General features: G+C 61.4%; 25 protein-coding genes and 1 tRNA gene. 9 read left to right on the top strand and 17 right to left on the bottom strand.

The features are described 5' to 3' along the window. Nucleotides 1–68 precede the first annotated feature (68 nt). From GNP00_RS12840 to GNP00_RS12820, 5 genes are read left to right on the top strand one after another with little or no spacing between them, the layout of a single operon-like run. A complete protein-coding gene (locus tag GNP00_RS12840) occupies nucleotides 69–1,082 on the top strand; it encodes an ABC transporter permease (protein ID WP_011581191.1) in 1,014 nt (337 codons plus the stop codon). Then, nucleotides 1,079–1,930: an ABC transporter permease gene (locus GNP00_RS12835; protein WP_011581192.1), complete on the top strand. Its 852-nt coding sequence runs from the start codon at nucleotides 1,079–1,081 to the stop codon at nucleotides 1,928–1,930. The genes GNP00_RS12840 and GNP00_RS12835 overlap by 4 nt, the downstream gene beginning before the upstream one ends. 3 nt (nucleotides 1,931–1,933) lie before the next feature. Next, nucleotides 1,934–2,899 carry an ABC transporter ATP-binding protein gene (locus tag GNP00_RS12830; protein ID WP_011581193.1) on the top strand — a complete coding sequence of 322 codons (966 nt, stop codon included), beginning with the start codon at nucleotides 1,934–1,936 and terminating at the stop codon, nucleotides 2,897–2,899. Next, nucleotides 2,896–3,882, top strand: coding sequence for an oligopeptide/dipeptide ABC transporter ATP-binding protein (locus GNP00_RS12825; RefSeq protein ID WP_011581194.1), 987 nt, complete (start codon nucleotides 2,896–2,898; stop codon nucleotides 3,880–3,882). Before GNP00_RS12830 ends, GNP00_RS12825 begins: the two co-directional genes overlap by 4 nt. After that, complete coding sequence (locus tag GNP00_RS12820; RefSeq protein WP_011581195.1) at nucleotides 3,879–4,700, top strand: creatininase family protein; 822 nt, start codon at nucleotides 3,879–3,881, stop codon at nucleotides 4,698–4,700. The genes GNP00_RS12825 and GNP00_RS12820 overlap by 4 nt, the downstream gene beginning before the upstream one ends. Here GNP00_RS12820 and GNP00_RS23600 read toward each other — a convergent pair. The 7 genes from GNP00_RS23600 to GNP00_RS12790 all read right to left on the bottom strand — a co-directional run bounded on the left by GNP00_RS23600 (nucleotide 4,695) and on the right by GNP00_RS12790 (nucleotide 11,748). Continuing rightward, nucleotides 4,695–4,829 carry a hypothetical protein gene (locus GNP00_RS23600; RefSeq protein ID WP_281352159.1) on the bottom strand — a complete coding sequence of 45 codons (135 nt, stop codon included), beginning with the start codon at nucleotides 4,827–4,829 and terminating at the stop codon, nucleotides 4,695–4,697. The genes GNP00_RS12820 and GNP00_RS23600 overlap by 6 nt on opposite strands. Nucleotides 4,830–4,895: 66 nt before the next feature. Next, entirely contained in the window at nucleotides 4,896–6,440 is a 1,545-nt protein-coding gene (locus GNP00_RS12815; RefSeq protein ID WP_166016077.1) for an FAD-dependent oxidoreductase, read from the bottom strand. 17 nt (nucleotides 6,441–6,457) lie between these two features. Then, on the bottom strand, nucleotides 6,458–7,276 hold the full coding sequence (locus tag GNP00_RS12810) for an ABC transporter permease (protein WP_011581197.1): 819 nt from the start codon (nucleotides 7,274–7,276) through the stop codon (nucleotides 6,458–6,460). Then, nucleotides 7,260–8,117, bottom strand: coding sequence for an ABC transporter permease (locus tag GNP00_RS12805; protein ID WP_011581198.1), 858 nt, complete (start codon nucleotides 8,115–8,117; stop codon nucleotides 7,260–7,262). The genes GNP00_RS12810 and GNP00_RS12805 overlap by 17 nt, the downstream gene beginning before the upstream one ends. Then, nucleotides 8,114–9,199, bottom strand: coding sequence for an ABC transporter ATP-binding protein (locus GNP00_RS12800; protein ID WP_011581199.1), 1,086 nt, complete (start codon nucleotides 9,197–9,199; stop codon nucleotides 8,114–8,116). Before GNP00_RS12800 ends, GNP00_RS12805 begins: the two co-directional genes overlap by 4 nt. Before the next feature lie 45 nt (nucleotides 9,200–9,244). Next, nucleotides 9,245–10,285, bottom strand: a complete 1,041-nt coding sequence (locus tag GNP00_RS12795; RefSeq protein ID WP_041544694.1) for an ABC transporter substrate-binding protein — start codon at nucleotides 10,283–10,285, stop codon at nucleotides 9,245–9,247. 158 nt (nucleotides 10,286–10,443) lie between these two features. Then, nucleotides 10,444–11,748 carry an NAD(P)/FAD-dependent oxidoreductase gene (locus GNP00_RS12790; protein ID WP_011581201.1) on the bottom strand — a complete coding sequence of 435 codons (1,305 nt, stop codon included), beginning with the start codon at nucleotides 11,746–11,748 and terminating at the stop codon, nucleotides 10,444–10,446. A gap of 128 nt (nucleotides 11,749–11,876) precedes the next feature. On the opposite strand from GNP00_RS12790, the gene GNP00_RS12785 reads away from it, so the two are divergent. Continuing rightward, the gene (locus tag GNP00_RS12785; protein ID WP_011581202.1) at nucleotides 11,877–12,614 is read left to right on the top strand and encodes a FadR/GntR family transcriptional regulator; all 738 of its coding nucleotides are present in this window, start codon (nucleotides 11,877–11,879) and stop codon (nucleotides 12,612–12,614) included. A 160-nt stretch (nucleotides 12,615–12,774) separates the two neighbouring features. On the opposite strand, the gene GNP00_RS12780 is transcribed toward GNP00_RS12785, so the two are convergent. From GNP00_RS12780 to GNP00_RS12765, 4 genes are read right to left on the bottom strand one after another with little or no spacing between them, the layout of a single operon-like run. Next, nucleotides 12,775–13,920, bottom strand: a complete 1,146-nt coding sequence (locus GNP00_RS12780; RefSeq protein ID WP_011581203.1) for an iron-containing alcohol dehydrogenase — start codon at nucleotides 13,918–13,920, stop codon at nucleotides 12,775–12,777. Further along, on the bottom strand, nucleotides 13,917–15,302 hold the full coding sequence (locus GNP00_RS12775) for an aldehyde dehydrogenase family protein (protein WP_011581204.1): 1,386 nt from the start codon (nucleotides 15,300–15,302) through the stop codon (nucleotides 13,917–13,919). The genes GNP00_RS12780 and GNP00_RS12775 overlap by 4 nt, the downstream gene beginning before the upstream one ends. A 46-nt stretch (nucleotides 15,303–15,348) precedes the next feature. Beyond that, a complete protein-coding gene (locus tag GNP00_RS12770; protein ID WP_011581205.1) occupies nucleotides 15,349–16,716 on the bottom strand; it encodes a glutamine synthetase family protein in 1,368 nt (455 codons plus the stop codon). A 44-nt stretch (nucleotides 16,717–16,760) separates the two neighbouring features. Continuing rightward, complete coding sequence (locus tag GNP00_RS12765) at nucleotides 16,761–17,528, bottom strand: N-formylglutamate amidohydrolase (protein ID WP_011581206.1); 768 nt, start codon at nucleotides 17,526–17,528, stop codon at nucleotides 16,761–16,763. A 150-nt stretch (nucleotides 17,529–17,678) separates the two neighbouring features. On the opposite strand from GNP00_RS12765, the gene GNP00_RS12760 reads away from it, so the two are divergent. The 3 genes from GNP00_RS12760 (at nucleotide 17,679) to GNP00_RS12750 (ending at nucleotide 19,855) form a co-directional block, all read left to right on the top strand. After that, nucleotides 17,679–18,554, top strand: a complete 876-nt coding sequence (locus GNP00_RS12760; RefSeq protein WP_011581207.1) for a MurR/RpiR family transcriptional regulator — start codon at nucleotides 17,679–17,681, stop codon at nucleotides 18,552–18,554. Nucleotides 18,555–18,753: 199 nt separating this feature from the next. Further along, the gene (locus tag GNP00_RS12755) at nucleotides 18,754–19,533 is read left to right on the top strand and encodes a ZIP family metal transporter (protein WP_011581208.1); all 780 of its coding nucleotides are present in this window, start codon (nucleotides 18,754–18,756) and stop codon (nucleotides 19,531–19,533) included. Between the two features lie 61 nt (nucleotides 19,534–19,594). Continuing rightward, a complete protein-coding gene (locus GNP00_RS12750; RefSeq protein ID WP_041544695.1) occupies nucleotides 19,595–19,855 on the top strand; it encodes a hypothetical protein in 261 nt (86 codons plus the stop codon). Here the strand turns inward: GNP00_RS12750 and GNP00_RS12745 are convergent. From GNP00_RS12745 to GNP00_RS12720, 6 genes are all read right to left on the bottom strand, one after another. Then, nucleotides 19,852–20,403, bottom strand: coding sequence for a DUF1003 domain-containing protein (locus GNP00_RS12745; RefSeq protein WP_011581210.1), 552 nt, complete (start codon nucleotides 20,401–20,403; stop codon nucleotides 19,852–19,854). The genes GNP00_RS12750 and GNP00_RS12745 overlap by 4 nt on opposite strands. Before the next feature lie 106 nt (nucleotides 20,404–20,509). Then, nucleotides 20,510–21,388, bottom strand: coding sequence for a manganese catalase (locus tag GNP00_RS12740; protein WP_011581211.1), 879 nt, complete (start codon nucleotides 21,386–21,388; stop codon nucleotides 20,510–20,512). A gap of 267 nt (nucleotides 21,389–21,655) precedes the next feature. Next, complete coding sequence (locus GNP00_RS12735; RefSeq protein ID WP_011581212.1) at nucleotides 21,656–21,934, bottom strand: TFIIB-type zinc ribbon-containing protein; 279 nt, start codon at nucleotides 21,932–21,934, stop codon at nucleotides 21,656–21,658. Between the two features lie 96 nt (nucleotides 21,935–22,030). Then, nucleotides 22,031–22,711 carry a BA14K family protein gene (locus tag GNP00_RS12730; protein ID WP_041545395.1) on the bottom strand — a complete coding sequence of 227 codons (681 nt, stop codon included), beginning with the start codon at nucleotides 22,709–22,711 and terminating at the stop codon, nucleotides 22,031–22,033. A 211-nt stretch (nucleotides 22,712–22,922) separates the two neighbouring features. Next, nucleotides 22,923–22,996 (bottom strand) — tRNA-Cys (locus GNP00_RS12725). A gap of 148 nt (nucleotides 22,997–23,144) precedes the next feature. Then, nucleotides 23,145–25,793: a DNA translocase FtsK gene (locus tag GNP00_RS12720; protein WP_011581214.1), complete on the bottom strand. Its 2,649-nt coding sequence runs from the start codon at nucleotides 25,791–25,793 to the stop codon at nucleotides 23,145–23,147. Nucleotides 25,794–25,850: the final 57 nt, after the last annotated feature.

Genomic DNA, 25,850 nt, shown 5'->3' with positions numbered 1-25,850 from the left:
GAATCAAAGCAGCGCACGATCGAGCCCGGCGCACCCCTGCCCTCCCTAGTGGAAAAAGGGCCCTCGGTATGACGCGCTTTCTCTTCAACCGGCTGATGAGCGGCATCATCGTCGTCATCGGCGTTTCCGTACTGATGTTCCTACTCGCGCGTGTCATTCCGGGCGACCCGGCGCGCCTTGCACTGGGGCCGGAGGCGAGCGCGGAACAGGTGGAGGCCATGCGCCAGCAGATGGGCTTCGACCGGCCCATCGCCGAGCAGTACATACGCTTCATGAAGGGTGCGCTGAACTTCGATTTTGGCAGGTCGCTCTATACCGACAATCCCGTTTCGCAGGACGTTGCCGCCACCTTCCCTGCCACGCTGGAGCTAGTGATCTTCGCTGGCGTCGCCATGACGTTGATCGGCGGCGCGATGGGAATTGCCAGCGCCCACTTCAAGGACCGCTGGCCGGACAATGCTGCGCGTATCCTCTCTTTGCTGGCCGTGGCTCTGCCCAATTTTGTCTGGGCCCTTTTCCTGATGCTGCTTCTTTCCTTCTGGCTCGGTCTCCTGCCGCTCACGGGCAGGCTGTCGGAAAGCCTGACGGCGCCGCCGGCCGTCACCGGGCTGTACACGGTCGATGCCCTGTTGGCGGGCCAGTGGCAGGTTTTCCGTGACGCGCTTGCCCATATCGTGCTGCCGGCGGTGGCCCTTTCCCTCCCTGGCCTGGCGCAGATCTCGCGCCTCACCCGCACCAACATGGTCGATAGCTACGATCGGCCTTTTGTCGAGTTCGCGCGGGCTTACGGCTTGGCTGAAAGCTCGATCGCGCTCAAATGGGCGCTGCGGCCGGCCATCATCCCGACCTTGATGATCCTGGGCATGCAGATCGTCGCGCTGCTCGGCAACGCCTTCATCGTCGAGACGATCTTCCATTGGCCCGGAATGGCGAAATACGGCGTCAATGCCATTATGCGCAAGGATCTTAACGCGGTGATCGCCGTGGTCATGCTGATTTCGGTCTTCTTCGTGCTGATCAATATGATCATCGACACGATCGTCTCCTTTATCGACCCCAAGATCAGGTTGAAGGCCTCATGAGCAAGGCTGATCCCAGATGGCGCGGATGGCGCCGCTTCGCCCGCAACCGCTTGTCGGTGTTTGGGGCGGCGCTCATCGCGCTCGTGCTATTTTGCGCCCTCTTCGCTCCCTATGTGGCGCCCTACCCAGAGCATGCCGGCGTGGTGGTGAACTTCGCCGACGCAAACAAGCCGCCGAGCGCGAAGTATTGGCTTGGCACGGACAGCGTGGGCCGGGACGTGCTGAGCCGCATTATCTTCGGCTTCCGCAACTCCCTGATGCTCGGAGCGGTCGTCGTATCCCTGGCGATTTCCCTCGGCACCATCGTCGGGCTCGTAGCGGCCTATCTCGGCGGCAAGGTGGAGAGCGTGCTGATGCGTGTCACCGACATCTTCCTCGCCATACCCTCGCTGGTGCTGGCCATGGCCATCCTTGGCATCTCCCAGCCGTCGCAGATGCTGGCAATGATCGCCATGGCAGTCGCCTGGTGGCCCTGGCACGCGCGGCTGGTCTACGGCATCGTCCGCTCGCTGAGGCACGAGGGTTTCGTGACCGCTGCCGAAGTTGTGGGCGCCTCTCCCCTGAAGGTGATGTTTGGCGAGCTCCTGCCGAACTGTGCGCCCAACCTGCTGACCAAGGCGAGCTTGGACATGGGTTTCGTGATCCTGCTCGGAGCCAGCCTCAGCTTTCTCGGCATGGGCGCTCCGCCGCCCACCCCCGACCTTGGCACCATGGTATCGGAAGGCTCCCAATACCTTCCCGACCTATGGTGGCTTTCCATCACCGCGGGTCTCGCGATCTTCGTGATCGTCCTCGGGTTCAACCTGGTCGCGGACGGCCTGCGCGATCTCTTCGATATCGTTGGATAAGACATGGAAGATCTCCTGCGGATAGATGACCTGAGACTGACCTTCGAGACCCATGACGGCCCGGTCAGCGTCCTGCGTGGCGTCGATCTGACGGTCGGAACGGGCGAGCGCGTGGCGCTGGTTGGCGAATCCGGCAGCGGAAAATCCGTAACCGCACGTGTGATCATGGGGCTATTGCCGCAGCGGCGCATCCGCACCAGCGGCAACCTGCAATTAGACGGCTCCGACGTCCTCAAGGAATCTCCCGCCCGCGCCAAAGGCCGCCGGGGGCGCGACATCACCATGATTTTCCAGGACCCGATGGCCGCTCTCAACCCGGTCTTCACCATCCGGCAGCAATTCGCCGCCGTTCTGACGCGTCTTGACCGACGGCTCAGCACCGCCGAGGCGGAAAGCTGCATGCGCACGGCCCTCCGGGACGTCTCCATTGCGGATCCCGAACGCGTTCTGGACAGCTACAGCTTCCAACTGAGCGGCGGCCTCAACCAGCGTGTCATGATCGCCATGGCCCTGGCGAGCCGGCCGAAGCTGTTGATCGCGGATGAGCCGGGCACCGCGCTCGACGTGACGGTCCAGCAGCAGACCCTGAACATCATGGCCAACCTCTCCCAGGCTTACGGCACGGCGATCCTGTTCATCTCCCACAATCTCGGCGTCGTCCGCAAATTCGCCGACCGCGTCTGCGTAATGTATGCGGGGCGGATCGTCGAGAGTGCGCCGACGGATGCGCTTTTCGCCAATCCTCGCCATCCCTATACACGCGCCCTGCTCGCCTCAGTCCCGCGGCTTTCGTCCGACCGGCTCCCGGAGGCTATCGAAGGCTCGGTGCCGGATCTCACCGCGCTCACCGAAGGCTGTGCCTTCCGCCCGCGGTGCCAGTTCTCCCGGCCCGAATGCGAAGCTCCGGTGCCCATGTGGCGGCATGCCGGCCACGGCGTCGCCTGCATCCACGAGGTAAACCCGGCATGAGCGAGCCGCTGCTCCAGATACGCGAGGCCGCGAAGACCTTTCACGTCGGCAGCTCCGAGGTGAAGGCTCTAAAGGGCGTCAATCTATCGGTCGGCAAGGGAGAGACCGTCGCCATTGTCGGCGAATCCGGATCGGGCAAGACGACGCTCGCCAACCTCATTCTGGGCATCGAGAAGCCATCCGCCGGCGAGATCGTCCTGGCGGGCAGGCCATTGTCCGGCCGGCGCTCGAAGGCGGACCGCCGGCAGATCGGCCTCGTGCAGCAGAATCCCTACTCCACGCTCAACCCGCGCAAATCCATCGGCCAAGCGATCGGGTTGCCGCTCTCGGTCCACAATGTCTGCCGCCGATCCGAACGGCGCCGGCGGATCGGCGAGCTTCTGGAAAAGGTAGGCCTTCATCCCGAGCTGCAGGACCGGCGGCCGCTAGCTCTTTCGGGCGGGCAACGGCAGCGCGTGGCCATTGCCCGCGCGCTCGCAACGGACCCGGAGCTGCTGGTGCTCGACGAGCCCACCTCCTCGCTCGACGTCTCCGTGCAGGCACATATCCTGCGGCTTCTAAAGGACCTGCAGGAGGAGCTGGGCCTGACCTATCTCTTCATCACCCATGATCTGAGCGTCGTGCGCGTGCTCGCCAGCCGCGTGATCGTGATGTATCGCGGCCTGGTGGTCGAGGAAGGCGCCGTCGCGGACGTGTTTTCCGGGCCGCGCCACCGCTATACGCAGCAGCTCCTGGCCTCTATCCCAACCGTTTCGGCGGAGGACGACCGCCTGAAGCCCGACTGGTCGTGGGAGGCCGACGTGGACAGCACCGAGGTCGCGGAGGAAGGCTGCCCGTTCCGCCCGCGCTGCCCGTTCGCGCTTCCCGCTTGCGCCGCCGGGACTCCGGTCCTGGCGGGGCCCAAGCATCACCTCCATGCCTGCCTCAATCCCGGCGGCGCCCCAACACGCAAATCAAGCCTGGAGCTATTGGCCGGCCAATGAAGAAACATCAGCTAAAGGACATGACCTTCGTGGAATTTCGCGAGCGCATGGCGGAGGACCCGGTCATCCTCGTTCCGCTCGGCAGCCAGGAGGAACAGGGGCCGCACGCGCCCATGGGCGATTTCATGCTCTCCGAACGTCTTGCGGCCGCCGTCGCCGAACGCTCCGGAGCGATCGCCGCTCCTACTATCCCGTTCGGCTATGCCGATGTCTTCCGAGGCATGGCAGGCGGTATCCAGCTACGGCCGGCGACCTTCTGCGCGCTGCTGGAGGATACGATTGCAGCCTTCCTGGATCACGGATTGCGGCGGATCGTGCTATTCAACGGTCACACCGGCAATGCGGGCCTGATCGACCAGACCGTGCGCGAATTGAAGATCCGTACAGGCCTGATCATTCCCTCCATCAATATTTGGAAGGCCATACCGCACGAACTCTGGACGAGGCTGCACGGGGATCTTGCCGAGCGCGCCGGTGGCCATGGGGCCGACCCGATCACCTCGGTCTACTGGCATTACTTTCCCGAGCTGATGCGACCGGATCTTCAGAAAACGAGCGAGGCCGCGAAGGCCTTCGGGCATGAGCCGGTCGGCCTGTCGGCAATATCGTTCCAAGGCTGCGAGGTGGCCGTTCCCTTGGACGCGCTTGACGTCAATCCGCACGGCTTGATCGGCGGGAACTCACGGCTGTCTAGCGCTGAGATCGGGGCGGCCTTTGCTGAGCACATCATCTCCTTCGCCGCCGAGTTCGTAAAACATTTCCGCAACTGCGATCCGGCCGATCTGCGCTCTGCCCCCAACGCCATGCCGAATTCATAATCTTAACCGGTAGACCGTGGCGCGCAGCAAGGCGGCGATCTTCTTGATCGCCTTGCAGACGGCATCCCAGACAATTTCGGAATCGGCGAGGCTCTTCACGCCGATTTTGAACCAAACGCATTCGTGCATTAAGCTGCCAACCCAACCAGGCTACGCATCGCACGCGATGTTAAAATTTCATAATGCCTGAAGGTCTTAGGACGGAAGCTTCACTCGGTGGTTACGCCACACATACTCGGCGAAGCTGTCCAGTTCCGCCTGCTTTCTCTCCTCTGACCACTGCAGGATTACCCCCATCGCGTCGACGATCCTACCCAGGAAGTCCAGCGTCACTGCCTTGTCCCAGAAGAGTGGAGTGCGGCGGCAAAGGATATCAATCGCGCTGGTAGCGTGCTCTGCCGTCAAGAAGTGACGCACAGCGCGTTCGATTTCCGCCTGTGATGATGTCGGCGTCAGGGCCGGTATCCCGCGCGGAGAATAGTTTATCGTCTTAGCCGGACCGGCGGCGCCCAGCACACCTTTGACTTTCTGGGTGACCTTCCGGGCGGTCTGCCGATGGTTGACAATGATGCCCCAGGTCACCGCCAGGAGATTGCGCGCGCCATGGTCTACCATGTCGTGGAAGATGCTGAACGGCAGGCGCTTGCCCTTCGCCCTGCTGGGGTCAAAAGTAATCGGCCGCGCGCCAGCCCAGGCCATTTCAATTTTTGCTTCCTTGATCGGCAAGCCGGGAAGCAAAGCCTGTGCTTCGCGGATGATGAAATCGATGTCCTCGTCCAGCGGGGTCACCTCATCCGGATGTCCGTCGTAGAACGTCTCAGTCGGCCCGAGGTAGTGATAATCGCCCCAGGGAAGGCAGAAAATATGCTCACCCTCGGAATTTTCGCCGGCTATGCCATGACCGCGGAATTCTTCGGGCAGGCGAATGAGTACGTGGACGCCCTTCATCGCGCGAACGCGAGGAGGAATATTATCCAGGCCGGGAACCATGCGGTTGGTGCGGTCGATCTCGATGCCTGCAAGATTCAGGACATAGCGGGCGTTGACGGAGGCTGTGTGCTCGCTGTCCTCCAGCGTCAGCTTCCAGTCGGTCTTGCCAGTTTTCTCCAGGTGGACCACCTTGGTGTAGTTGCGGATCACCGCGCCCATGTCTTCCGCGTTCAGGCATGCATCGAGTGCGATGCGCTCGGGCCACCTGAACTGCTGGTCGGTGAAGGCCACGACGGAGCGTATGTCGTCCTGATTGACGAGATGCTTTACAAACGGATGAGGCGACGCGGCACCTTTCCATCGGCGATAATTGATCGGGCTGCGGCCACGATTCATCACCCGCACGAGAGCCGCTCCGATATCCACATGCCAGCCCCGATAGCCGGCATGCTTGTAGATGGGCAATGCGATGTCCATAGGCCGCAGATAAGCCCGGATGGTCTTGTAGAGTTCACCCTGCGCAACGGCCATGTCACTCGCCGTCCGCAGCTTCATTAGCAGCTTTCCTGGCGCGAAGAGGAATTCCGAGACGGATTTCTCCGGCGCCAGGAATCTCAATCCGCAGTGCAGGATGCGCCCAGATCGGCTGGTTGCGCCGCTGGCGAAATCATGCTTCTCGACCAGCAGCACCTTATAGCCGGACGCCGCGAGATGCTGCGCAGCGGAGCATCCGTTTATCCCTCCTCCGATAATTGCCACGTCAAAGGATCGCCCATTAAACGTCGTAAGGGCGGGGCGCATGTTTTCCATCTCTGTTTCCATTGCTTTCAAGCCAGGCGGCCTGCTTTTCCTTTATTCATGCGGAGCAGCACGAACATGACGATCACGACCATTGCGATTTCGAGCACTGAGACCGCGGCGATCGTGGGGTCGATCTGCAAGCGGATGTTGTCGAACATTTTCTTGGGAAGGGTGCCGAACGTTCCCGAAAGGAACATCGCCACGACCAGCTCATCGAAGGAGGTTATGAATGCGAGAAACGCCGCCGAGAACAGGCTCGATCGGATCTGCGGTATGGTGATCCGCCGGATCGCGACCAGCCGGCTCGCTCCAAGCCCTATCGCGGCCGTTTCCTGATCGATATCGAATTCCTTCAACCCGGCGGTCAGGACGATGATCACGAAGGGCAGGCAGAGTACGGTATGGGCCAATGCGATGCCGTACCAGGTGCCGACCAAGCGGAGGTCGGCGAACAGCGCGTACATGGAGACGGAATAGACGATCGACGGTACGATCATTGGCGCCAGCGCCAGTTTCTCAAGCGCTCCGGACCATTTTCTCAATCCGCGCGTGATACCCAGCGCAAACAGGAACCCAAAGGCAACCGACAGGACCGTCGCCACGACTCCGACCAGTATGCTCAGGAGGGTGGCGTCGATCCAGGTCTCCGACCCGAAATAGGTCGCGTACCAGCGAAGCGAATAGCTCTCGGGCGGGAAGCGAAGATAGGATCCGCCGCTGAAGGATATCGGCACAACCACAAGAAGCGGCGACACGAGGAAGAGAAACACGATCCAGGAGAAGATCCGCAGCAGCCCGTTGCCCAGCCACCCCGACGCCTTCTGTATGCTAACTGAATGCGGCATCGGCCCGTCCCCTGACAAACAGTCGCGTAGCAAGTTTAATGATGAAGAACGTGATCATCACGATGACCATCAGCACCGCGGACAGGGTTCCAGCCATCGCCCAGTTCAAAAACGATCCAGCCTGCTGCTCGATGAGGAGCGCAATGACGGGAACCCGGCCACCGCCCAGCAAGGCCGGCATGATGAACACGCCGAGCGAAAGCACCAGCACAAGGCTGACCCCCGCCAGGACACCTTGGATGCTCAGCGGCATCAGCACCCGCGTAAAGGTCGAGAAGGCTCCGGCGCCGAGCCCGCGCGCCGCGTCGAAGAGCGATGGATCGATTTTGGAAACTGAGTTGTAGATCGGCAGCAGCATGTATGGCAGCAGGATATGCGTCATGCCGGCGATGACCGCGAACTCGCTGTTGGCCAGCCTGATCGGCGCATCGACTATGCCCAGCCAGACAAGCGCGTTGTTGATCGGTCCGTTGCGCCCGAGAAGGACCATCCAGGCATAGGTGCGCACGAGCTGGCTCGTCCACAGCGGGATCAGCACCAGGAAAAAGGCAAACGTCTTTGCTGTCGGCGACAGGCGCGAGATGTAGACCGCCAGCGGATATGCGAGGACCAGATCGACTACCGTGACGATGACGGCGATGCGCAGCGTGTTGAAGAAAACCTGCATGGAGGTGTCGCTGCTCACCACCTGCGCATAATTGCCGATGTTCTCCAGTTCGAGGGTCGTTAAGAACAAAAGAAGGATCGGGTAGAAGAACAGGATCCCGAGCAGCAGGAGGGCGGGACTTACAAGCGCCAGTGAGCCTGCCTGGGCCTTGATCGCCTGGAAACCCTGGTTCATCCGCGCGGCTCCTTTGCGTCCCGCGGTACGGGGCGGCAATCCGCCTCGCGAATGCTGAGGTGAACCTCCTGGTGGGTGTCGAACATAGTCTCTTCGTCCGCCAGGCAGCGGACCGTGAGTGTGTCACCGCCGTGAACGTCGACCTGATAGATGGTAAAGCCACCGACAAAGGTTCGGTTTGCGATTTTGCCCTTGAACTGGTTCATCGCAACGCCATCGGCAGGCTCACGCGAGATCCTGATCGCTTCCGGGCGGATGAGGACACGCCCGCTATTCGAAGACGAGGCTCGCCGCAGCAGCATGCCGGAACGCGTGCGCAGGCCATCAGGAGTTTCCGTCCCCTCCAGTATGTTTGAGTCGCCGATGAACTCGGCGACGGTGATTGACCTCGGGTGGTAATAGATCTCATTCGGCGTACCGAGTTGCTGTATCGTGCCGCCGTCGATGACGGCGATGCGGTCGCTCATGAACAGGGCTTCTTCCTGATCGTGCGTGATGAAGATGGTCGTCAGGTTGAGAGAGGCCTGCAACTGCCTGACCTCCCTCTGCATGGATTCGCGCAATCGGCGGTCGAGCGCGCTGAACGGCTCGTCCAGCAGCAGCAGTTTCGGCTCGAAGACCACTGCACGAGCCAGTGCCACGCGCTGCTGCTGACCGCCTGAGATTTGCTTTGGATAACGATCCCCGAACGCATCCAGGTGCACGGCAGCGAGCGCAGCCGCCGCCTTCTCGGCTGCTTCCCGCCGGGAATGCTTGCGCATTTCCAGCGGGAACATTACGTTTTCCAGAACCGTCAGATGCGGGAACAGTGCGTAGTTCTGGAACACCATCCCGATCTGCCGTTTCCCGGCCGAAGCCATGGTCATATCCTCGCCAAAGATGGTGAGGCTGCCCGAATCCGGCGTCACGAAGCCCGCTATCAGCCTCAGAAGAGTCGTCTTGCCCGATCCGCTCGGCCCGAGAATCGTAAGAAACTCGCCGGCGCTCACCTCCAGGTTGATAGAGCTCAGGGCCTCAACGCTCCCAAAGGTCTTCCTAATGTTCTCGAGCTTGAGTGCCGAAGTATTGCGAAAATCGGGCATGGAACGTCCTACAAGTTTGAACCCATAGAGGCCTGTGCTTCGGTGTCAGTTGTGGCTCAGCATCCACTCGGTCCAACGTTCGGACACCGCCTCGCCATTCTCCAGCCACCACTCCTGATCCATCCAGACCTGCTTCTTGAGATTGTCCGGATGCAGCGGAAGCAACTGGCGCACGTCTTCCGGGACATAGTTCACGTGGTCCGGATCCGGGCCGGAGAGGCCGAACGCCAGCGCGTATTTGCCCTGGTTCTCGGGCTTGGCCATCGTGGCGAGGAATCTCTGGCCCCATTCAGCGTGCGGAGCGCCCCTTGGGATCGCATAGGCTGCCGCTTTGAGGATGCCGCCGCCAAATTCCATCTTGATCGGGGCGCCCTTGCGGATGGCGCTGTAAAGGCGCGAGTTATAGCCGGTGGTTATCACGACCTCTCCGTCGATCAGCTGCTGGGCCTGCTGCGCGCCGGTGGTCCACCACGTCGTGACATGCGGATAGATTTCGTCGAGCTTGGCGAAGGCTCTATCCAGATCCAGCGGATAGAGATCTTCCGGAGCCACACCGTCGGCAAGCAATGCCGCTTCTAGATTGTCGATCGGGTGGTTGCGCATGGAACGTGGGCCGGGGAACGTCTTGACGTCCCAGAACTCCTTCCAGTTCGTGGGACCACCTTCCGGGAAGGCCTCGGTCGAATAGCCGATCACGGTAGAATAGCTGGAGATCGGATATAGGTAGGGGTTCAACGTCTGCGGTGGAAATTTTGAGCGGTCGACAATCTCATCGTCGATCGGCTCCAGCAGGTTCATCTCGATCGCGCGCCAAGCATCCTCCGACTCCACCTCGGTGACTGTGTACTCCACATTGCCGCTCTCGACCATCGCGCGTAGCCGGCCGAAATCCGCCGGGCTCGAGTCGACGATCTTGATGCCTGTCGTGGCCTCGAAATCGTTGAAGTAGGCTTCCCTGAGCATCGGGCCGTTCTCGCCGCCCGAGGTGTTTACGATGATGCTTTCCGGCTTGTCTTCAGCGCTCGATGGCGAGGCTCCAAGCATCAGGACCGCGATCGCAGCTACTGCACCGTTCCAATATTTCATCTGTCTGCTCCCATTCATGTTGATGTCCACACCCATGGTTCGAATTATGTTGGAAAACTTACAAATAGAATTCCACATTTATCATTGTATTCTTTGCAATAACATTTTCCTTCAATATATACTTCTTCCTCCCTGCGTGAATTGTTTCCGCGCGTGTCCTAGAAACGATCCGCGCGCAGCGGATGAAGATCGATGACCGGAGTCCGACCGCCGACAAGGTCGCAAACCAGCCGCCCGGTGATGCCGGCGAGCGTGAGCCCTATGTGCCCATGGCCGAACGCATAAGTTACCCTCGAATCGGAAGGCGACCGCGAGATCACGGGAAGCGAATCCGGCATGGATGGGCGGTAGCCGAGCCATTTCCTGCCGGAGTCTCTCAGCCCCGGCAGGAGAACGCGGCTCATCCTCTCGATGATTTCGGTTCTTTCTGGCCGCGCCGGCTTGCCGAGGCCGCCAAGCTCCACAGTGCCTGCCGACCGCAGCCCCTCGCCGAGCGGCGTCATGTAGAAGCCGTGCTCCGGGTAGCACGTCGGAGCACCCAGGAGGCTTCCGTCGCGCGGGAAGAGAACGTGATAGCCGCGCTCGACATCGAGCCGTATCCTGTCGCCCAAGGTGAGCGCCAGGTGGCGCGACCATCCGCCCGCCGCGACAACCACGCGATCCGCCTTGATTGTGTGCCCGTCTTCACAATGCACGGCGAGGCTTTGCTCGCCCGGCTCGATCGCGCGAGCGCGGCTCCTGATGAACTTGCCACCCTTCTTCTGGAACAACGCGGCGAGGGCCTGCGCATACTGCAGCGCATCGTCTATCCTGTAAGCGTCGTTGAACAGCAGCCCATTGCTGTAGAGCGGCGCCAGATGCGGCTCCCGTTCCTTGACCGCCTTCCGATCGAGCAGTTCCATGCGCACGCCCTCGCGCCGCCGCAGCTCGATGTCGCGCTGCGCCCGCTGGAAGCTGCGTTCAGAACGGTAGAGGTACAGGCATCCATCCGATTTCTTCAAATGCGTCGCCTGCGCTTCTTCGAAAAGCGGGTTGTGTCCCGCCTCCGCCAGCCTCATCAGCTTCCCAAGGACGCCGACGATGCGATCGAATTCCTTTTGAGTGGACGACCGCAGGAAATCGATCAGCCAGGGCAGAAGCCGTGGCAGATCACCCCAGAAGATGGACAGGGGACTGCTGCGCTTCAGGAGCATGCTGGGCAGTTCGCGCAAGATGCCGGGGGTTCCGACGGGTATGCAAGCGCCGAGCGCCACGGTGCAGGCGTTGCCGAAGCTTGCCGCATTCAGGTAGCCGGACCCGGGCAGCGGCGGTTCCGGGTCGACGATCGCGACCGCATGCCCTGCCTTTTGCAGCCAGAGAGCCGACGACAGTCCGACAATGCCCGCTCCGACCACGACGACATAGGTGCGTCCGTCTTCCGGCAGCCTCGGAAGCACTGAAGGCGGTGCTGTTTCAACGGTCATCGGGAGGGGCACCGTAGGGGTCTTTCCTCTTATGATATGAGTAGCCTATTTACTCATATGATAAGAGGATTGTGTCAACCGCAAAATTGATATGTAGAGGTTTTCCACGCACCTACTCGGAGTCGCGCATGCCGGAGCTTACTCGAAGGCCCTCGCTTTTTTCGCACACGCTCAACCAGCTCGGCCGGCAGATTGTCAGCGGCCGGTTCGGCGAGAGCGGTGTCATCCCGCCGGAACCGAAACTTTGCGAGCAGCTCGGCGCCAGCCGGGGCGTCGTGCGCGAAGTGCTGCGTGTGCTCAGCCAAAAAGGCTTGATCTCTGCCCAACCCAAGATCGGCATTCGCGTGGAGCCCGAGCACCACTGGAACGTCATGGACATCGACGTCCTCAACTGGCTTTGGGAATTCGGCCCACGGACAAACTACGTCCGGGAATTTCTGGAATTCCGGCTGATCTTTGAGCCGGCAGCTGCAAGCGCCGCCGCTAAGAATGCGACGGAGGCCGACCGGAGAGAAATACTTGAGCTTTACAGGATCCTGGCGGAGGAAAGCGACCGCATATCGGACCGCAGCTCCGACGAGCGTGCGCAGGACGCGGATTTGCAGTTCCACCTGGCTGTCTTCCGCGCATCCCGAAACAGGCTGCTCGTCTATACGGGAACGCTGATCGGCCACATCATGCGGCAGCAGATCGCGATGACGACCTCCACTCCCGGCGTGTTCCGCGATGCGGTGCCGCTGCACAAGCAAATGGCAGAGGCGATCGCCACGGGAAATCATCGCGAGGCGGAGCGCGCCGCCCGTGACAATGTTATCTGGACGCAAAACGCGCTCGAGAAGCTCAGGGAACATCAGGCCGGCGCCTGAGCGGCAGCAGCCGAAGTCGATGACGCGCGCGCCGAGCTTTGGGATGCGTGCGAGGCGGTCGATCTTGGCTGCGCCGCACACCTGGTTCGACAAGGATGTCCTTGATGCCGGCGCGGGCGAAGACCTCACTGGCAGGTTCAACCCGGCTCGGGGTCGATAGTCAGATGCACTCGGCGTAGAGCGACTTGGCCGCCTCCAGCGTAAGTTCCACCGGGTTGCCGCCCGCCGTCGGATCGACGATCGCCATCGCCGCCATCTCGTCGATACGGTCCGTGCCGACGCCAAGCTGGAACAGCTTGTCCGGGACGCCGAGTTCGGCCCGCAGCGCGAGCACGAAATCATAGAAGCCGTCGAAGCCGCCCTTTATCCCGAGATAGGCTGCCGCCGTCGCGAGCCTCGCCTCCACGGCCGGCCGGTTGAAGCGAAGGACCGTCGGCATCACGACGGCATTGGTCATGCCGTGATGCGTGTTGTAGATCGCGCCGACGGGATGAGACAGCGCGTGGATCGCACCCAGGCCCTTCTGGAAGGCCACCGCGCCCATCGCCGCTGCGGACATCATGTGCGAGCGGGCCTCGATGTTGGAGCCGTCCTTGACGGCCTCTGGGAGGTTATCCTTCACCAGTCGCATGCCTTCCAGTGCGATGCCCTGGCTCATCGGGTGATAGGACGGCGAGGAATACGCTTCGAGACAATGGGCAAAGGCGTCCATTCCGGTTCCCACTGTGATGGCCTTTGGCATCCCGACCGTCAGCTCGGGGTCGCAGATCGTCACTGCAGGGAGAAATTTTGGATGGAAGATCACCTTTTTTGTGTGTGTCTCGGAGTGGGTGATGACCGATGCCCGGCCAACTTCCGAACCGGTACCGGCCGTGGTCGGCACCGCGACGATGGGTGCGATGCCCTCGACCGAGGCGCGCGTCCACCAATCGCCTATGTCCTCGAAGTCCCACACCGGCCGCGTCTGCCCGGCCATGAAGGCAACCGCCTTGCCTAGATCGAGACCCGAGCCGCCGCCGAAGGCCACGACGCCGTCATGATCCCCGTCCCTTAGGGCTTTTACGCCCGCCTCGAGATTTTTGTCGTTCGGGTTGGGATCGACATCGGCAAACAAAGCGTGTCCGAGGCCGGCCGCATCGAGGATGTCCAGCGCGTTCTGCGTGATGGCCATCGGCGCAAGACCGCGGTCGGTGATAAGCAGGGGCCGCTTCATGCCAACGGCCTTGCAATGCTCGGCAAGTTCCCTGATCCTGCCCGCGCCGAATTTGACTGCCGTCGGGTAGCTCCAGTTTGCTGTGATGCTCATGCGGTGACTTTCTTGAGATGGTAGGATTTTGGACGGGTCAGGTTGTGGAAACCTATCGCCGACAGCGACCCGCCGCGACCCGTATTCTTGACGCCCGTCCAGCAGAGCGCCGGATCCAGGTAGTCCGCGCGGTTCATGAAGACGGTGCCGGTCTCGATTTGCGCGCCGATATTCGATGCACGTTGCGGATCCCTCGTCCAAAGCGAGGCGGTCAGACCGAACTGGCAATCGTTCATGAGAGCGATTGCTTCATCGTCACCTGACACCTTCATGATGCCTACGACCGGGCCGAACGTCTCGTCGCGCATCACCCGCATCGTGTGGTCGACATTCGTGAGGATTTGCGGCGCGAGATATGCCCCGCCGTCATCCTCGGGAAACTTGCCTGCGTCGACAACCGGAACCGCGCCCGCCGCGATCGCCTCGCGGACCTGTGCGCGCACCTCGGCGGCGAAGCGCTCGTGCGCCATAGGCCCGAGTGATGTCTGCGGGTCGAGTGGATTGCCAAGCTTGTAGTTCGACACCCAGGCGGCAGACTTCTCGACAAAATCGTCATACAAGGAGTGATGGACATAGATGCGCTCTATGCCGCAGCAGCATTGCCCGGAATTGAACATGGCTCCGTCCATCAGCGTGTCGACCGCAGCGTCGAGATCGGCATCCTCCATCACATAGCCGGGATCCTTGCCGCCGAGTTCCAGGCCGAGCCCGACGAAGGTACCGGCCGCCGCCCGTTCGATCGAGCGCCCGCCCTCGACGGAGCCCGTGAAGTTGATGAAGTCGAAATGCCTGGCCTTGATCAGGCTTTCGGTCGTCTGGTGGTCCAAGAACAGGTTCTGGAAGACATCCTCTGGAATACCTGCTTCAACAAAGGCCCGGACCATGCGCTCGCCGACGAGTAGGCTTTGCGAGGCATGCTTTATAAGTACCGTGTTTCCGGCCATCAGCGCCGGCGCGACCGTGTTGATCGCCGTCATATAGGGATAGTTCCAGGGCGCGATGACCAGCACGACGCCGTGCGGCTCGCGGACGATCTGGCGCGTGAAGGATGCGCTGTCCTCCACCACGATGGGCGCGAGAGCCTGGCCGGCTATGGACGCAACATAGTTGGAACGCTCGTTGAACCCTCTGAATTCGCCGCCATACCTGACCGGACGGCCGATCATGTGGGCAAGTTCCGGCACCACCTCGTCGCTCATCTCGTTCAGCCGGGCGACGCCGGCCATCACCAGCTTCACGCGCTCTTCGACAGGGTGTCTGGCCCAGTCCTTCTGGGCAGCTCGCGCCCTGGCAACCGCAGCGCTCGCCTCCTCTAAAGAGTGGGCCGGGCGCTCGGCATAGACGGACCCGTCAATGGGCGAGATACACTTCAGAATCGTCACAGACTTTACTCCTGCCGTCGCTTTTGGAATGCTTGTTGGACGTCTCTCAGCAACGTTCAAAGCCGCGGGCGATCTCCCAGTCGGCAATGAGCTTATCGGCGACTTCCTGCTCCCAGCGGGCCGCCCTGACATAGTGGTCGACCACCTCGTCGCCGAAGGCCGAGCGCAGCAGGCTTGACTCGTCCAAGGCGACCGTCGCCTCCCGCAGCGTCTTCGGAATTTCCCGGACCTGCGTACCGCCATAGGCGTCCCCGACGAACGGCGCCTCCAGGGGCAACTCGCGTTCGATACCGTCGATGCCGGCGGCGATCAGGGCTGCCATCGCCAGATACGGATTGAGGTCGGAACCGCCGACCCGGCATTCTATGCGGATGCCCTTGGTGCCCTCGCCGCAGAGGCGATACCCCGCCGTGCGGTTGTCCCTACTCCATACAGCCTTGGTGGGGGCGAACGTGCCCGCGACGAAGCGCTTGTAGGAATTGACGTAGGGAGCAAGGAAAGCGGTAATCTCCGAGGCGTGGGCCAGCAGACCGGCCACATAATGGCGCATCAGCGACGACATGCCGAACTCGGCTCCTTCGTCGAGAAACATCGGCGTCTTGCCGTCGGCGCTCCACAGCGACTGGTGGATGTGTGACGAACTGCCGGCGGCATTCGCGTTCCATTTTGCGAGGAAGGTGATCGACTTGCCCCGGGACCAGGCGATCTCCTTGCAGGCGTTCTTGATTATGACGTGGCGGTCGGCCATGGTCAGCGCGTCGGCGTAGCGCACATTGACCTCGCCCTGCCCGGCCGAGGCTTCGCCCTTGGTGTTCTCGACAGGGATGCCCGCCCCCTGGAGGCCGTTCCGTATGGCGCGCATCACGTCTTCCTCCTTGGTGGTCTGGAAGATGTGATAGTCCTCGTTGTACCCACCCACTGTGCGGAGACCGCGATATCCCTGTTCCCTCGCCTCTTCGTAGCTTTGATTAAACAGAAAAAATTCCAGCTCGGTGGCCATGAATGCCTGGAAGCCCATAGCCTCCAGCCGGGCAATCTGTCCCTTCAACACCGCGCGCGGGGAATGTGAGACCTCGCGGTGGCTGTGATGATCGAGCACGTCGCACAGAACCATCGCGGTCGCCTCCAGCCACGGGACCCGCCGGAGCGTCGATAAGTCTGGCTTCATCACGTAATCGCCATAGCCGGCCTGCCAGCTCGTTGCCTTGTAGCCCGGCACGGTCTCCATTTCGAGATCGGTGGCCAGCAGGTAGTTGCAGCTGTGCGTTTCCGTATAGCCGCCATCAATGAAGAACTGCGCATGGAAGCGCTTGCCCATCAGCCTGCCCTGCATGTCGACCTGGCAGGCGATGACGGTGTCAATACGTCCCGCGCTGACATCCGCCTTCAGGTCTTCAAATGAATATCCGGACATATGCTTTCCTTGCTGCTGCTCGTCCGCGAACGGATCGCTCTGACTCAGGTATTTACCGGGCCTAGGGCATCGACCAGGGCGCGCAGGAGATGAAACTCCACTTGCGCCCGCGATTTCTCATCCGCGAGCAGATCGCTGCGCACCTCGATCATAACGTTTTCAAGCCCGTTGCGCACACCGTGCTCGATCAGCGTGTGGGTCACGCCGTCGTCCGGCCCGTAGGGATCGTTGCGCCGGACGACGAACACCGAACCGCGCTGAAGCGAAGAGATCACCCTGTCGGCGAAGCGCGCGTCACTGTCGTGCAGGATGCCGATCTCCGTCTCGCGCCGCACACCTTTGAAGACCGGCGTGAAAGTGTGGATGGTCGCCAGCACGCAAGGCCTGCCCGAGGAGATGCGCCATGCGATCTCCTGCGCAACCGCGGCCTCGAAGGGTCGATAGATACTGTCGACGCGCGCCTGCCTGTCCGCAGGGCCCGCGGCAATATTCCCCGGTATCGGGAATATCTCGCTCACCTGCGGTATGGCGCTGTCGTCGTCGGGCGGACGGTTGCAGTCGTAAGCAAGCCTGGAGAACCGTTGGTGGATCAGGCATGCGTCGAGTTTGCCTGAAAGGAACCGAGACAATTCGAGCGCGCCGGGGTCCCAGGCGATGTGACTGGACCTCAGCTCTTCCGGGAGCCCGAGGTTCCCCAGACTCCGGGGGATCACATTGGACGCGTGCTCGCACACAAGCAGGACCGGCGAACGGCCCCCCTGGCCTTCGACCGCGACCGGATTCCCCTCGTCGACGCCAAGTAGTGCGCTCACGCCCGAAACCTATCAATGTCACATCGATTTGAAATTAATCATTCAGAATTTCCCGCGAGTCAACATGGGTTTGAAAAATTCTCTTCACCAATGTTGAGGGAAGCGCGCAGGGATGATACGAAAACCGCGAAGGATATTGGGACGACCACATTGAGCACTGATTCAACATTTCTGGACATCCTAAAATCCAGTTTCGATCGCCTGACACGATCGGAGCGGCAGCTGGCCAATGCGCTTGTGGCAAATTATCCGATGTCGGCGCTCGGTTCGATCACGACGATCGCCGAGCAAGCATCGGTATCGACTCCGACAGTGGTTCGTATGGTCAGGAAACTCGGGTTTAAGGGCTTTCCGGACTTCCAGATGCACATCCATCACGAACTCGAGACCACCCTGTCGAACCCCATCGCAAAACACGACAGGTGGACCGCCGACGCCCCGGACGCGCATATCCTAAATCGCTTTGCCGACGCGACAATCGCGAACCTGCGAGGGACGCTGTCGGGCATCAGGACGAGCGATTTCGACCGCGCGCGAGATCTTCTCAGGGAACAGCGCAACCACGTTTACATCGTCGGCGGACGCATCACCAAATCGCTGGCCGAGTACCTTTTCACCCATTGCCAAGTGATACGCCCCAATGTCACGCTGATTGCGCCCACTCCCAGCACGTGGCCGCACTATGCCCTCAATATGAGATCTGGCGATGTCTTGGTGATCTTCGACATCCGGCGCTACGAACGCGAAATCGAGACGCTTAGCCGGATTGCAGCCGAGCGAGGCCTTCATACGATCCTCTTCACCGACAGATGGAAATCCCCTGTCGCCAAGACGGCGACGGTCGTCTTTCGCGTGGAAACCGAAGTCCCTTCGGCATGGGATTCATCGGTCGTCATGCTGTTTGTCGTGGAGGCGCTGATTGAGGCGATACAGAGTTCGGCATGGAAGGCCACCCGCGACCGGATGAAAGACCTCGAAGGCCTCCTGGAGACGAGCGAGCTGTTTCGAAAGCCGCGTGTGCAATGACTGGTCCCCACTCGCTATCATCCTGCCCGTAGCAGGCTGGTAAAAGCCGCGCAGTCGCGGCGGTAAAGTTGTCGTCAGGCTCCGGCGGCGTCTGGTTCTGATACTCCGCCACATCTCATCAGTCGCAAAAAGGACGCGCTGGTCAGCCGGAACATCCCACGCCGCGAGCCCGTTCAGCTCTCGTCTCGCGGAATCGTCAATGGATGGACCGGGCCTCATCATTCTCTTCGTCGCGCTTGCGGCTGCGCTCGCATCCACGGCCGGCGGCTTGATCGCCATCTATCTGCGTCCGAGCAGCTTTCTGCTCTCGGTCGCCGTCGGCTTCGCGGCCGGGGTTCTTCTGGGCACCTTCGCCTTCGAAATGATGCCGAAGGCGATCGAACAGTCCTCGCTCACCGTAACGGTCGGTGGCTTCGTTATCGGTTTCCTGCTGGTTTATCTCCTCGATCTCTTCGTCAATCGTGGACGGATGGCCGGCGAGGAGGCGGACCAGATCGGCGCCGTCAGATCGTTTCACCGCCGCCACAAACCGCGCGGAAGCCAGGTGACCGTTCTTGCCGGGGCCACCAGCGCGGAGGAGCTGATCGAAGGTCTTACTATCGGCGTGAGCGCGGCGATCGATCCCAGCGTCGCCTTCATCGTTGGCGCGGCGATCTTCGTCGACAATATCAGCGAAGCGCTCAGTATCGGAGAGCTGGTGCGCGAGGAAACCAAGAGGGGCTATCGCCTGCGCATCCTGAAATGGACGGCAGTCATCGCGCTGTCGCTTTTCGCTTCGGCAATGCTCGGGTGGTTTGCTTTCCGAGGGCTCCCGCCACCCGTTCTCGGCTTGCTTCTTGCCATGGGAGCAGGGGGAATGTTCTATCTGACCGTCACGGATCTCGTTCCCGAAGCGGAGGAACATCAATACCAGCAGTCCTCGGCCATTGCGATCGGCATCGGCTTTCTTACGATACTGGTCCTGTCGGAGCTGGTATAATTCGCGACCGCCGGCTTGCGCCGGCTAGAAGTGCGAGATGGTACTTTTTGGAGGCAAGCCGATGCGTTTCCCGGCGGCTGTTGGAGTGGTTCTTCTGGCAGGCCTGGCGGGCTGCCAAACCCTTACGCCAGCGGAAAGACGAGCGCTGGACGAGCAGCAATGCCGCTCCTATGGCTTCCGCCCGAATACGGACGCGTTCGCGGAATGTTTGCAGCGCATAGACCTCAACCGGCAGGCGGAATATCGCTTTCGCATGGCAGAGATGGATCGATGGAACGAGCCGCTGGTGCTCTACCGGCCGATCATCGTCCGGCGCGACTAATCGGCATCTTCGTTCTCCTCCTGGCGCTTTGCCTCGATGGCATCCAGAACGGCTTCGGGCGCGATATCACTCTTGATCTCCCCAACCTCGCGGTCCGACAAGGGTTTTGAATCAAGCCGTTCCCCGATGGCAGTGATCATCTCCGCCAGCTTCGTGATCTCGTGCTCGGTGAGCAGATTTATCTGCAGGTCGAGATCGGCGCGCTTGTCTGCCGCCGCCGCCATGCGATTCTGGCTGATCAGCACGAAGGTCGAAAGAAAGATCGCCTCCACCGAGGCGGCCATCGCCAGCATCACAAAGCTGGGATCGAAGCGCGGAACGCCGGGAATGAGCCCGAGATTGGCAACGATCCAGAACCCGTAGACCGCGAGATGCAAATAGACGAAGCGCATACTGCCGGTGAAGCGGGTGATCGCCTGGGCGATCCTCTCCTCCAGCTTCAACTGATCGGCCTCCTCCGAACGCCGTTTTTCGATCGCCTCGATATTGCGTTCGAGGGCGCTGCTGAGCTTGTCCGCAGGCGGTAGATGTGCTGTGGGCGAGGTCATGGATAGTCGTCCGTCTTGCAATCCGGCCGAGTCTTGCCGGATTGCGAGAACGAGAAACGTGCTCGATTGTTCCTGTTTTGCGGAACTTCTTCCTACTTCCGCAGGGTCAAGTGGCCGAGGGCGGCATGGGCGTTTTGGGCGTTCCATGCAGCAGGGGATCGCCCTGCTCCAGCTCTTCCACGATCTCGCCCATGGGCTGCGGATCGGCGAGATATTCGAATTCGCCCTTCCCGTCGGGCGCCGGCCCCGCTGCCCAGCGGCCTTCCTGGCTTTCTGCTCCGCCGGAGCAGTTCCAGAACTGATACGCCACTTCCGCCAGTTCCTTCTCCTGCGGAAAGCTCATCGGCACCGGCGTCGTATCGAGCCCGTCCGCTTCAAGTTCGGCAATCGCCACCAGCCATTGGTTCTGGTGCATCGTGTCCCTCGCAATCAGGAAGGAGAGCATATCGCGCACACCCGGATCGTCGGTCAGCTCATAGAGCCGGCACACCTGCAGCCGCCCCTGCGATTCGGCCGTTACGTTGAATCGGAAATCCGCGAGCAGATTGCCTGAAGCGATGGTGTAGCGGGACGTCCACGGATAGCCGACGCTGTCGGTCGGGGTAGCGCCCTGCCCCGAGACGATCGCATGTTGCGGGTTCATGCCGGAGACGATCACGTCCTCCAGGCGCGAGCCGCCCAGCACGGCTCCAATTGCAGAGTTCTTCGCGGCCCCCTCCTTTGCCTCCACCGGAGATGTTTCCAGGAGCCGCGCGATCATCGTCGCGAGCATTTCCACATGCGCGATCTCCTCGGTCCCGATATCGAGGATCATGTCGCGGTATTTTGCCGGCGCCCGGCAGTTCCAGCCCTGGAAGAGATAGGTCATCATGACGCTGATCTCGCCCCACTGGCCGCCCAGCACCTCCTGCAGCTTTTTGGCGTAGACCGGATCCGGTCTTTCCGGCTTTGCATTGTACTGGAATTGGTTCGTGCGAAAGAACATCCTGCTCTCCTCTGGTTCGGGATGAACCGCAAAGCGGCGGTACGTCGCGAACCGCAGGGGATGCCGCATGTTCCCGGCCTGTGCGGCCAAGCAGAATTTATGATCGGAGCGAAGTTTTGCTTATCCGGAAAGCCTGCCCCAGGCCCATCCGATGCGCCTCAAAGCCGGCGCCGGCTCCCCGGCGAAAGACGCCCGCCACACCCGCTTCAAGGGAGGGCAAAACGCCCGGCGCCAAATGTCAGGAAGCCTAAGCAGGCGGCGTAAAGCTCAGAAATCGAAGATTTCGCCGAGTAATGACTTCTTCTTTTTGTAAGGGCGTTGGCTGCTATGGCTGCCATATTGGCGATCATCGCGATACCGGCCCTCATCGCGGTCACGCGAGCGCGCATCATATTGCGCAGGCAAAGCTTCGTCGGCCGCACGTTCGATGATCTTGTCCAGCTCACCCCTGTCCAACCATACGCCGCGGCATTTCGGGCAGTAATCGACCTCAATGCCCTGGCGCTCGCTCATTACCAACTCGGATCCGTCAATTGGGCATTGCATCTGGGTCTCCTTTTTTATGAAGACAGCAGAACACAAATGGAAGCGGAGCACAACCTGCGCTGGCAGCGCGAGCGCCGCGTTTTAGCCTGGGTCATGTCAGTCACACTGCCGTCGTGGTCCGCCGCCATAGGGCTGATAGGTATTGTCCTCCGGCCGGTAGGAACGGTATCTGGCAAAGCATGCCCGGATGTGTTCCGGGTCCAGGTAAGCGCCCGGCATTTCCTGCATAGTGGCCGCGCTGTCGAAGGCGGAAGCTTCCTCAGAGGACGCGCTGACGATGTTCCGTACTTGCCCCGGTGAGTTCGCGGCGATGGAAGCTTTGGAGAATGGGGAAACGCATTCGCGTGTTTCTCCGCTATAAGCGTTGTAGCTGTTATCAACGGGGTCATAGGAGCGGTATCGCTCGGAACACCATGCGATATGGGCCGCGCTCTGTTCAGGCATGGGCCGCGGCATTGCCTCCTGCCCGGCTGAGGCTGTCGTGAGCGGGTCTATCGCCGGCTCGAGATCCGGCTCATTGTTCTGAACCTCCCCGGGATAGGGCGCTTGCATCGCTACATTCGCCGTGCCGGACTCGGGCGGTGTAGGCTTATGGGTTTCGTTCTTGCCTGCCGTGATCCTTACGGGTTCGTTGGTCCATGGGTGGGAAGCACTTGCGGAGAACGGGCGAACGGGTACCGGCTCTGCGGTCAGGTACACGATCGTGAGGGCCGAACCGCTCACGAATACAATGAGGGTCAGACAGAAGCCGCTCACAAAGGCGAGGAAGTATTTCATGCCGCGCATCCTGTTTCTTGCCTCAGCTTCTGAAACAGCGCATGCGACGGGTGGTTCCCTCAATCAGATGTCGACGCCTGCTGAAATCCGGGCGGATGGTCACCGGAATTAGCGAAGGCGCTATTGTGATCGCGCCGGTTTGCAACATGAAAATTGCTCCCCAGGAAGCGTTGCAAACTCTCGATAGTTGAGCGTCTGTTCTGGAAGATCTTGGAGGCCTCGCCCGGAATCGAACCGGGGTGCAAGGATTTGCAGTCCTCTGCGTAACCACTCCGCCACGAGGCCTTGCCGCTTGGAAGCGACGGGAGGTTCAATAGGTTGCGCCGCCTACGGCGTCAAGCGGAGACCGCCCGTTCTTGACGATTTCCCCTGCTGCCGGAAACCCGCCGGCCGCGGCGGATGTAATATCCTCCCGCCCAGCCGGCAAGTCGCGTCAATCTCCGTCGCCGCTGCTCGGCCCCACATCCCGGCCGCCCATGAGGATTTCCCGCTTGCCGACATGGTTGGGCTTGCCCACCAGGCCTTCCTTCTCCATCCGCTCGATCAGCGAGGCAGCGCGGTTATAGCCAATGCCCAGCCTGCGCTGGATATAGGAGGTGGAGCACCTCTTGTCGCGCAGCACCACCTTGACCGCCTGATCATAGATTTCGTTGCCGTCCTCGGAGGCAATTGCCCCCTTGTCAAACACCGCGCTGTCCTCCTCCGGCGCCTGCTCCTCCTCCTCATCGGCGGTGACGGTGTCCAGATATTCCGGGCGTCCCTGCGTCTTCAAATGCGCCACGACCTGCTCCACCTCCTCGTCGGAGACGAAGGGGCCGTGCACGCGCACGATGCGCCCGCCGCCGGACATGTGCAGCATGTCTCCCTGGCCCAGGAGCTGCTCGGCACCCTGCTCGCCGAGGATCGTGCGGCTGTCGATCTTCGACGTCACCTGGAAGGAGATGCGCGTTGGGAAATTGGCCTTGATCGTGCCTGTAATCACATCGACCGAGGGACGCTGCGTTGCCATGATCAGATGGATGCCGGCGGCCCGCGCCATCTGCGCAAGGCGCTGGATCGCCCCCTCGATCTCCTTGCCCGCGACCATCATCAGGTCGGCCATCTCGTCGACGATCACGACGATATAGGGCATGGGCGCAAGGTCCATCTCCTGCTCTTCGTAGATGGGTTCACCGGTTGAACGGTCGAAGCCGGTCTGGACGGAGATGAGCACCGGCTCGCCCTTGTCGCGCGCCGTGGCGGCGCGTTGGTTATAGCCGTCGATATTGCGCACGCCGAGCCGCGCCATCTTGCGATAGCGGTCCTCCATCTCGCGCACCGCCCATTTGAGCGCCGTCACCGCCTTCTTCGGATCGGTCACCACGGGCGTCAGCAGATGCGGGATGCCGTCATAGACGGAAAGCTCCAGCATTTTCGGATCGACCATGATCAGCCGGCACTCCTCCGGCCGCAGCCGATAGAGCAGTGACAGAATCATAGTGTTGATGGCGACCGACTTTCCCGAGCCGGTCGTGCCAGCCACGAGCAGGTGCGGCATCTTCGCGAGCTCGGCGATAACCGCCTCTCCGCCGATCGTCTTGCCGAGACACAGGGCCAGCTTGTAGCCGGTCTTGTGGAAGTCGCCCGACTGAATCAGCTCGCGCAGATAAACGGTTTCGCGCTCCACATTCGGCAGCTCGATGCCGATCACGTTGCGGCCCGGCACCACAGCCACGCGCGCCGACACGGCCGACATGGAACGGGCGATGTCGTCGGCCAGGTTGATCACGCGCGAGGATTTCACCCCTGGCGCCGGCTCGAATTCATAAAGCGTCACCACCGGGCCGGGGCGGACATGGATGATTTCGCCTCGCACGCCGAAATCTTCCAGAACATTCTCCAGGAGCCCGGCATTCTGCTCGATCTGCTCCTGGGTCATGTAGAAGCCCTGCCCTTCCGGCGGGTTCTGCAACAATTCTTCAGAGGGAAATTCATAGGAGCCGCCCGCCGCCAGAGAATGCCTGGGAGCAACGACCACGGGGGCAGAAGCCCTCTTCATCGGAGCCGGCGGGAAAGGGACTACCCGTCCCGCAGCTTGCCGGTCCCGCTCGCGCGCGGCGTTCTCCCTGCTTGCCGCGTCGGCCGCCATGATCCGCTCTTCCGTCGCCGCGGTGCTCGTCTCGTACCGAACCTCGGCTTTGGGTTCCGGCAAGGGTGCATTCACGGCGTCCGAAGCGGGAGGTGGAGAGCATTCGATCACCCGGAACAGCGACGTGATCTCGGATGCGCCGGCAACCGGGAGCCTGACCTGTCGGGCCGCTGCCGGAACTGCGGATCGTTGGGCCTGCGTCTTTACGGCTACCTGCCTGAAAGAAGCCGGGACCCAGTCCTCGGACTCATCGAAAGGCATCAGCTCGAAGAATGCATGGTCGGAAAGATCGCGCCAGCATGCCGCACGCGCAGCAGAACAGCTCCTTTTCGAGGCATTCCGGTCTTCCGGCTGCGGGGAAACTCCCCCCTCGCGCCAACTGCCGCCCTGCTCCACGCTTACGGAAGCATAACCTTTCGCCCTCGGCTTCATCGCCAATGCCGAAAGCTCCAGCCCCTGCCCCAGCAGCGAGCCGAAGGCGTACGCGCTCGGCGGCACCTCGACCGGCTTGGCCGGTGTTCTCTCACGAGCGGTGCTGCTCGCAATGCGCCCGGTGAAAGTCGCTGATTCCCGGCTTGCAGCCGTGGCTTCTTGGTCCGTCTCCGCGGCGGGCCGCCGTTCCGGCGTTCGGGTGAAGCGTACATTAGGCGCCAGGTAGAAATAAGATTGCCAGGGTTGGTCCCTGAACTTGTCCTCGACCTGCCTCAGCAACGACCGTGCGCCGGGTTCGGCAATCCTGCTTTGCCCGGAGCCTGCCTTATCCAGGCTTTGCCGTTCGAGTGGCTCGCGGTCTTGCAAAGCGGCCTGATTTGTCGGCGCTGTCTTCCCGCTCAAGCGAGGTTCCGCGGAAGCAGGCTGCGCCCGCGAAAGATCGGCCTTCTCGTGATTCTCCACGGCTGTCGGGGCGTGGTGGCGCAATGCTTGAGTTCGGAAATTTTTACGGGAAAACTGCATGACGGTAGACTCGAATCCTGACGCGACTCTCCCCATAGGCAATAAAAAATGAAGGTT

The sequence above is a fragment of the Chelativorans multitrophicus genome (assembly GCF_011317445.1).
GTDB classification, from domain to species: Bacteria; Pseudomonadota; Alphaproteobacteria; order Rhizobiales; family Rhizobiaceae; genus Chelativorans; species Chelativorans multitrophicus.
The sequence above is the reverse complement of the archived record's forward strand: the minus strand, read 5'-3'. Positions and strand labels throughout refer to the sequence as shown.

Excerpts from the sequence above, each read along its gene's own strand:
- GNP00_RS12840 (WP_011581191.1), top strand. The coding sequence starts at position 69 with ATGACGCGCTTTCTCTTCAACCGGCTGATGAGCGGCATCATCGTCGTC.
- GNP00_RS12835 (WP_011581192.1), top strand. The coding sequence starts at position 1,079 with ATGAGCAAGGCTGATCCCAGATGGCGCGGATGGCGCCGCTTCGCCCGC.
- GNP00_RS12830 (WP_011581193.1), top strand. The coding sequence starts at position 1,934 with ATGGAAGATCTCCTGCGGATAGATGACCTGAGACTGACCTTCGAGACC.
- GNP00_RS12825 (WP_011581194.1), top strand. The coding sequence starts at position 2,896 with ATGAGCGAGCCGCTGCTCCAGATACGCGAGGCCGCGAAGACCTTTCAC.
- GNP00_RS12820 (WP_011581195.1), top strand. The coding sequence starts at position 3,879 with ATGAAGAAACATCAGCTAAAGGACATGACCTTCGTGGAATTTCGCGAG.
- GNP00_RS23600 (WP_281352159.1), bottom strand. The coding sequence starts at position 4,829 with ATGCACGAATGCGTTTGGTTCAAAATCGGCGTGAAGAGCCTCGCCGAT.
- GNP00_RS12815 (WP_166016077.1), bottom strand. The coding sequence starts at position 6,440 with ATGGAAAACATGCGCCCCGCCCTTACGACGTTTAATGGGCGATCCTTT.
- GNP00_RS12810 (WP_011581197.1), bottom strand. The coding sequence starts at position 7,276 with ATGCCGCATTCAGTTAGCATACAGAAGGCGTCGGGGTGGCTGGGCAAC.
- GNP00_RS12805 (WP_011581198.1), bottom strand. The coding sequence starts at position 8,117 with ATGAACCAGGGTTTCCAGGCGATCAAGGCCCAGGCAGGCTCACTGGCG.
- GNP00_RS12800 (WP_011581199.1), bottom strand. The coding sequence starts at position 9,199 with ATGCCCGATTTTCGCAATACTTCGGCACTCAAGCTCGAGAACATTAGG.
- GNP00_RS12795 (WP_041544694.1), bottom strand. The coding sequence starts at position 10,285 with ATGAAATATTGGAACGGTGCAGTAGCTGCGATCGCGGTCCTGATGCTT.
- GNP00_RS12790 (WP_011581201.1), bottom strand. The coding sequence starts at position 11,748 with ATGACCGTTGAAACAGCACCGCCTTCAGTGCTTCCGAGGCTGCCGGAA.
- GNP00_RS12785 (WP_011581202.1), top strand. The coding sequence starts at position 11,877 with ATGCCGGAGCTTACTCGAAGGCCCTCGCTTTTTTCGCACACGCTCAAC.
- GNP00_RS12780 (WP_011581203.1), bottom strand. The coding sequence starts at position 13,920 with ATGAGCATCACAGCAAACTGGAGCTACCCGACGGCAGTCAAATTCGGC.
- GNP00_RS12770 (WP_011581205.1), bottom strand. The coding sequence starts at position 16,716 with ATGTCCGGATATTCATTTGAAGACCTGAAGGCGGATGTCAGCGCGGGA.
- GNP00_RS12755 (WP_011581208.1), top strand. The coding sequence starts at position 18,754 with ATGGATGGACCGGGCCTCATCATTCTCTTCGTCGCGCTTGCGGCTGCG.
- GNP00_RS12750 (WP_041544695.1), top strand. The coding sequence starts at position 19,595 with ATGCGTTTCCCGGCGGCTGTTGGAGTGGTTCTTCTGGCAGGCCTGGCG.
- GNP00_RS12745 (WP_011581210.1), bottom strand. The coding sequence starts at position 20,403 with ATGACCTCGCCCACAGCACATCTACCGCCTGCGGACAAGCTCAGCAGC.
- GNP00_RS12740 (WP_011581211.1), bottom strand. The coding sequence starts at position 21,388 with ATGTTCTTTCGCACGAACCAATTCCAGTACAATGCAAAGCCGGAAAGA.
- GNP00_RS12735 (WP_011581212.1), bottom strand. The coding sequence starts at position 21,934 with ATGCAATGCCCAATTGACGGATCCGAGTTGGTAATGAGCGAGCGCCAG.
- GNP00_RS12730 (WP_041545395.1), bottom strand. The coding sequence starts at position 22,711 with ATGAAATACTTCCTCGCCTTTGTGAGCGGCTTCTGTCTGACCCTCATT.
- GNP00_RS12720 (WP_011581214.1), bottom strand. The coding sequence starts at position 25,793 with ATGCAGTTTTCCCGTAAAAATTTCCGAACTCAAGCATTGCGCCACCAC.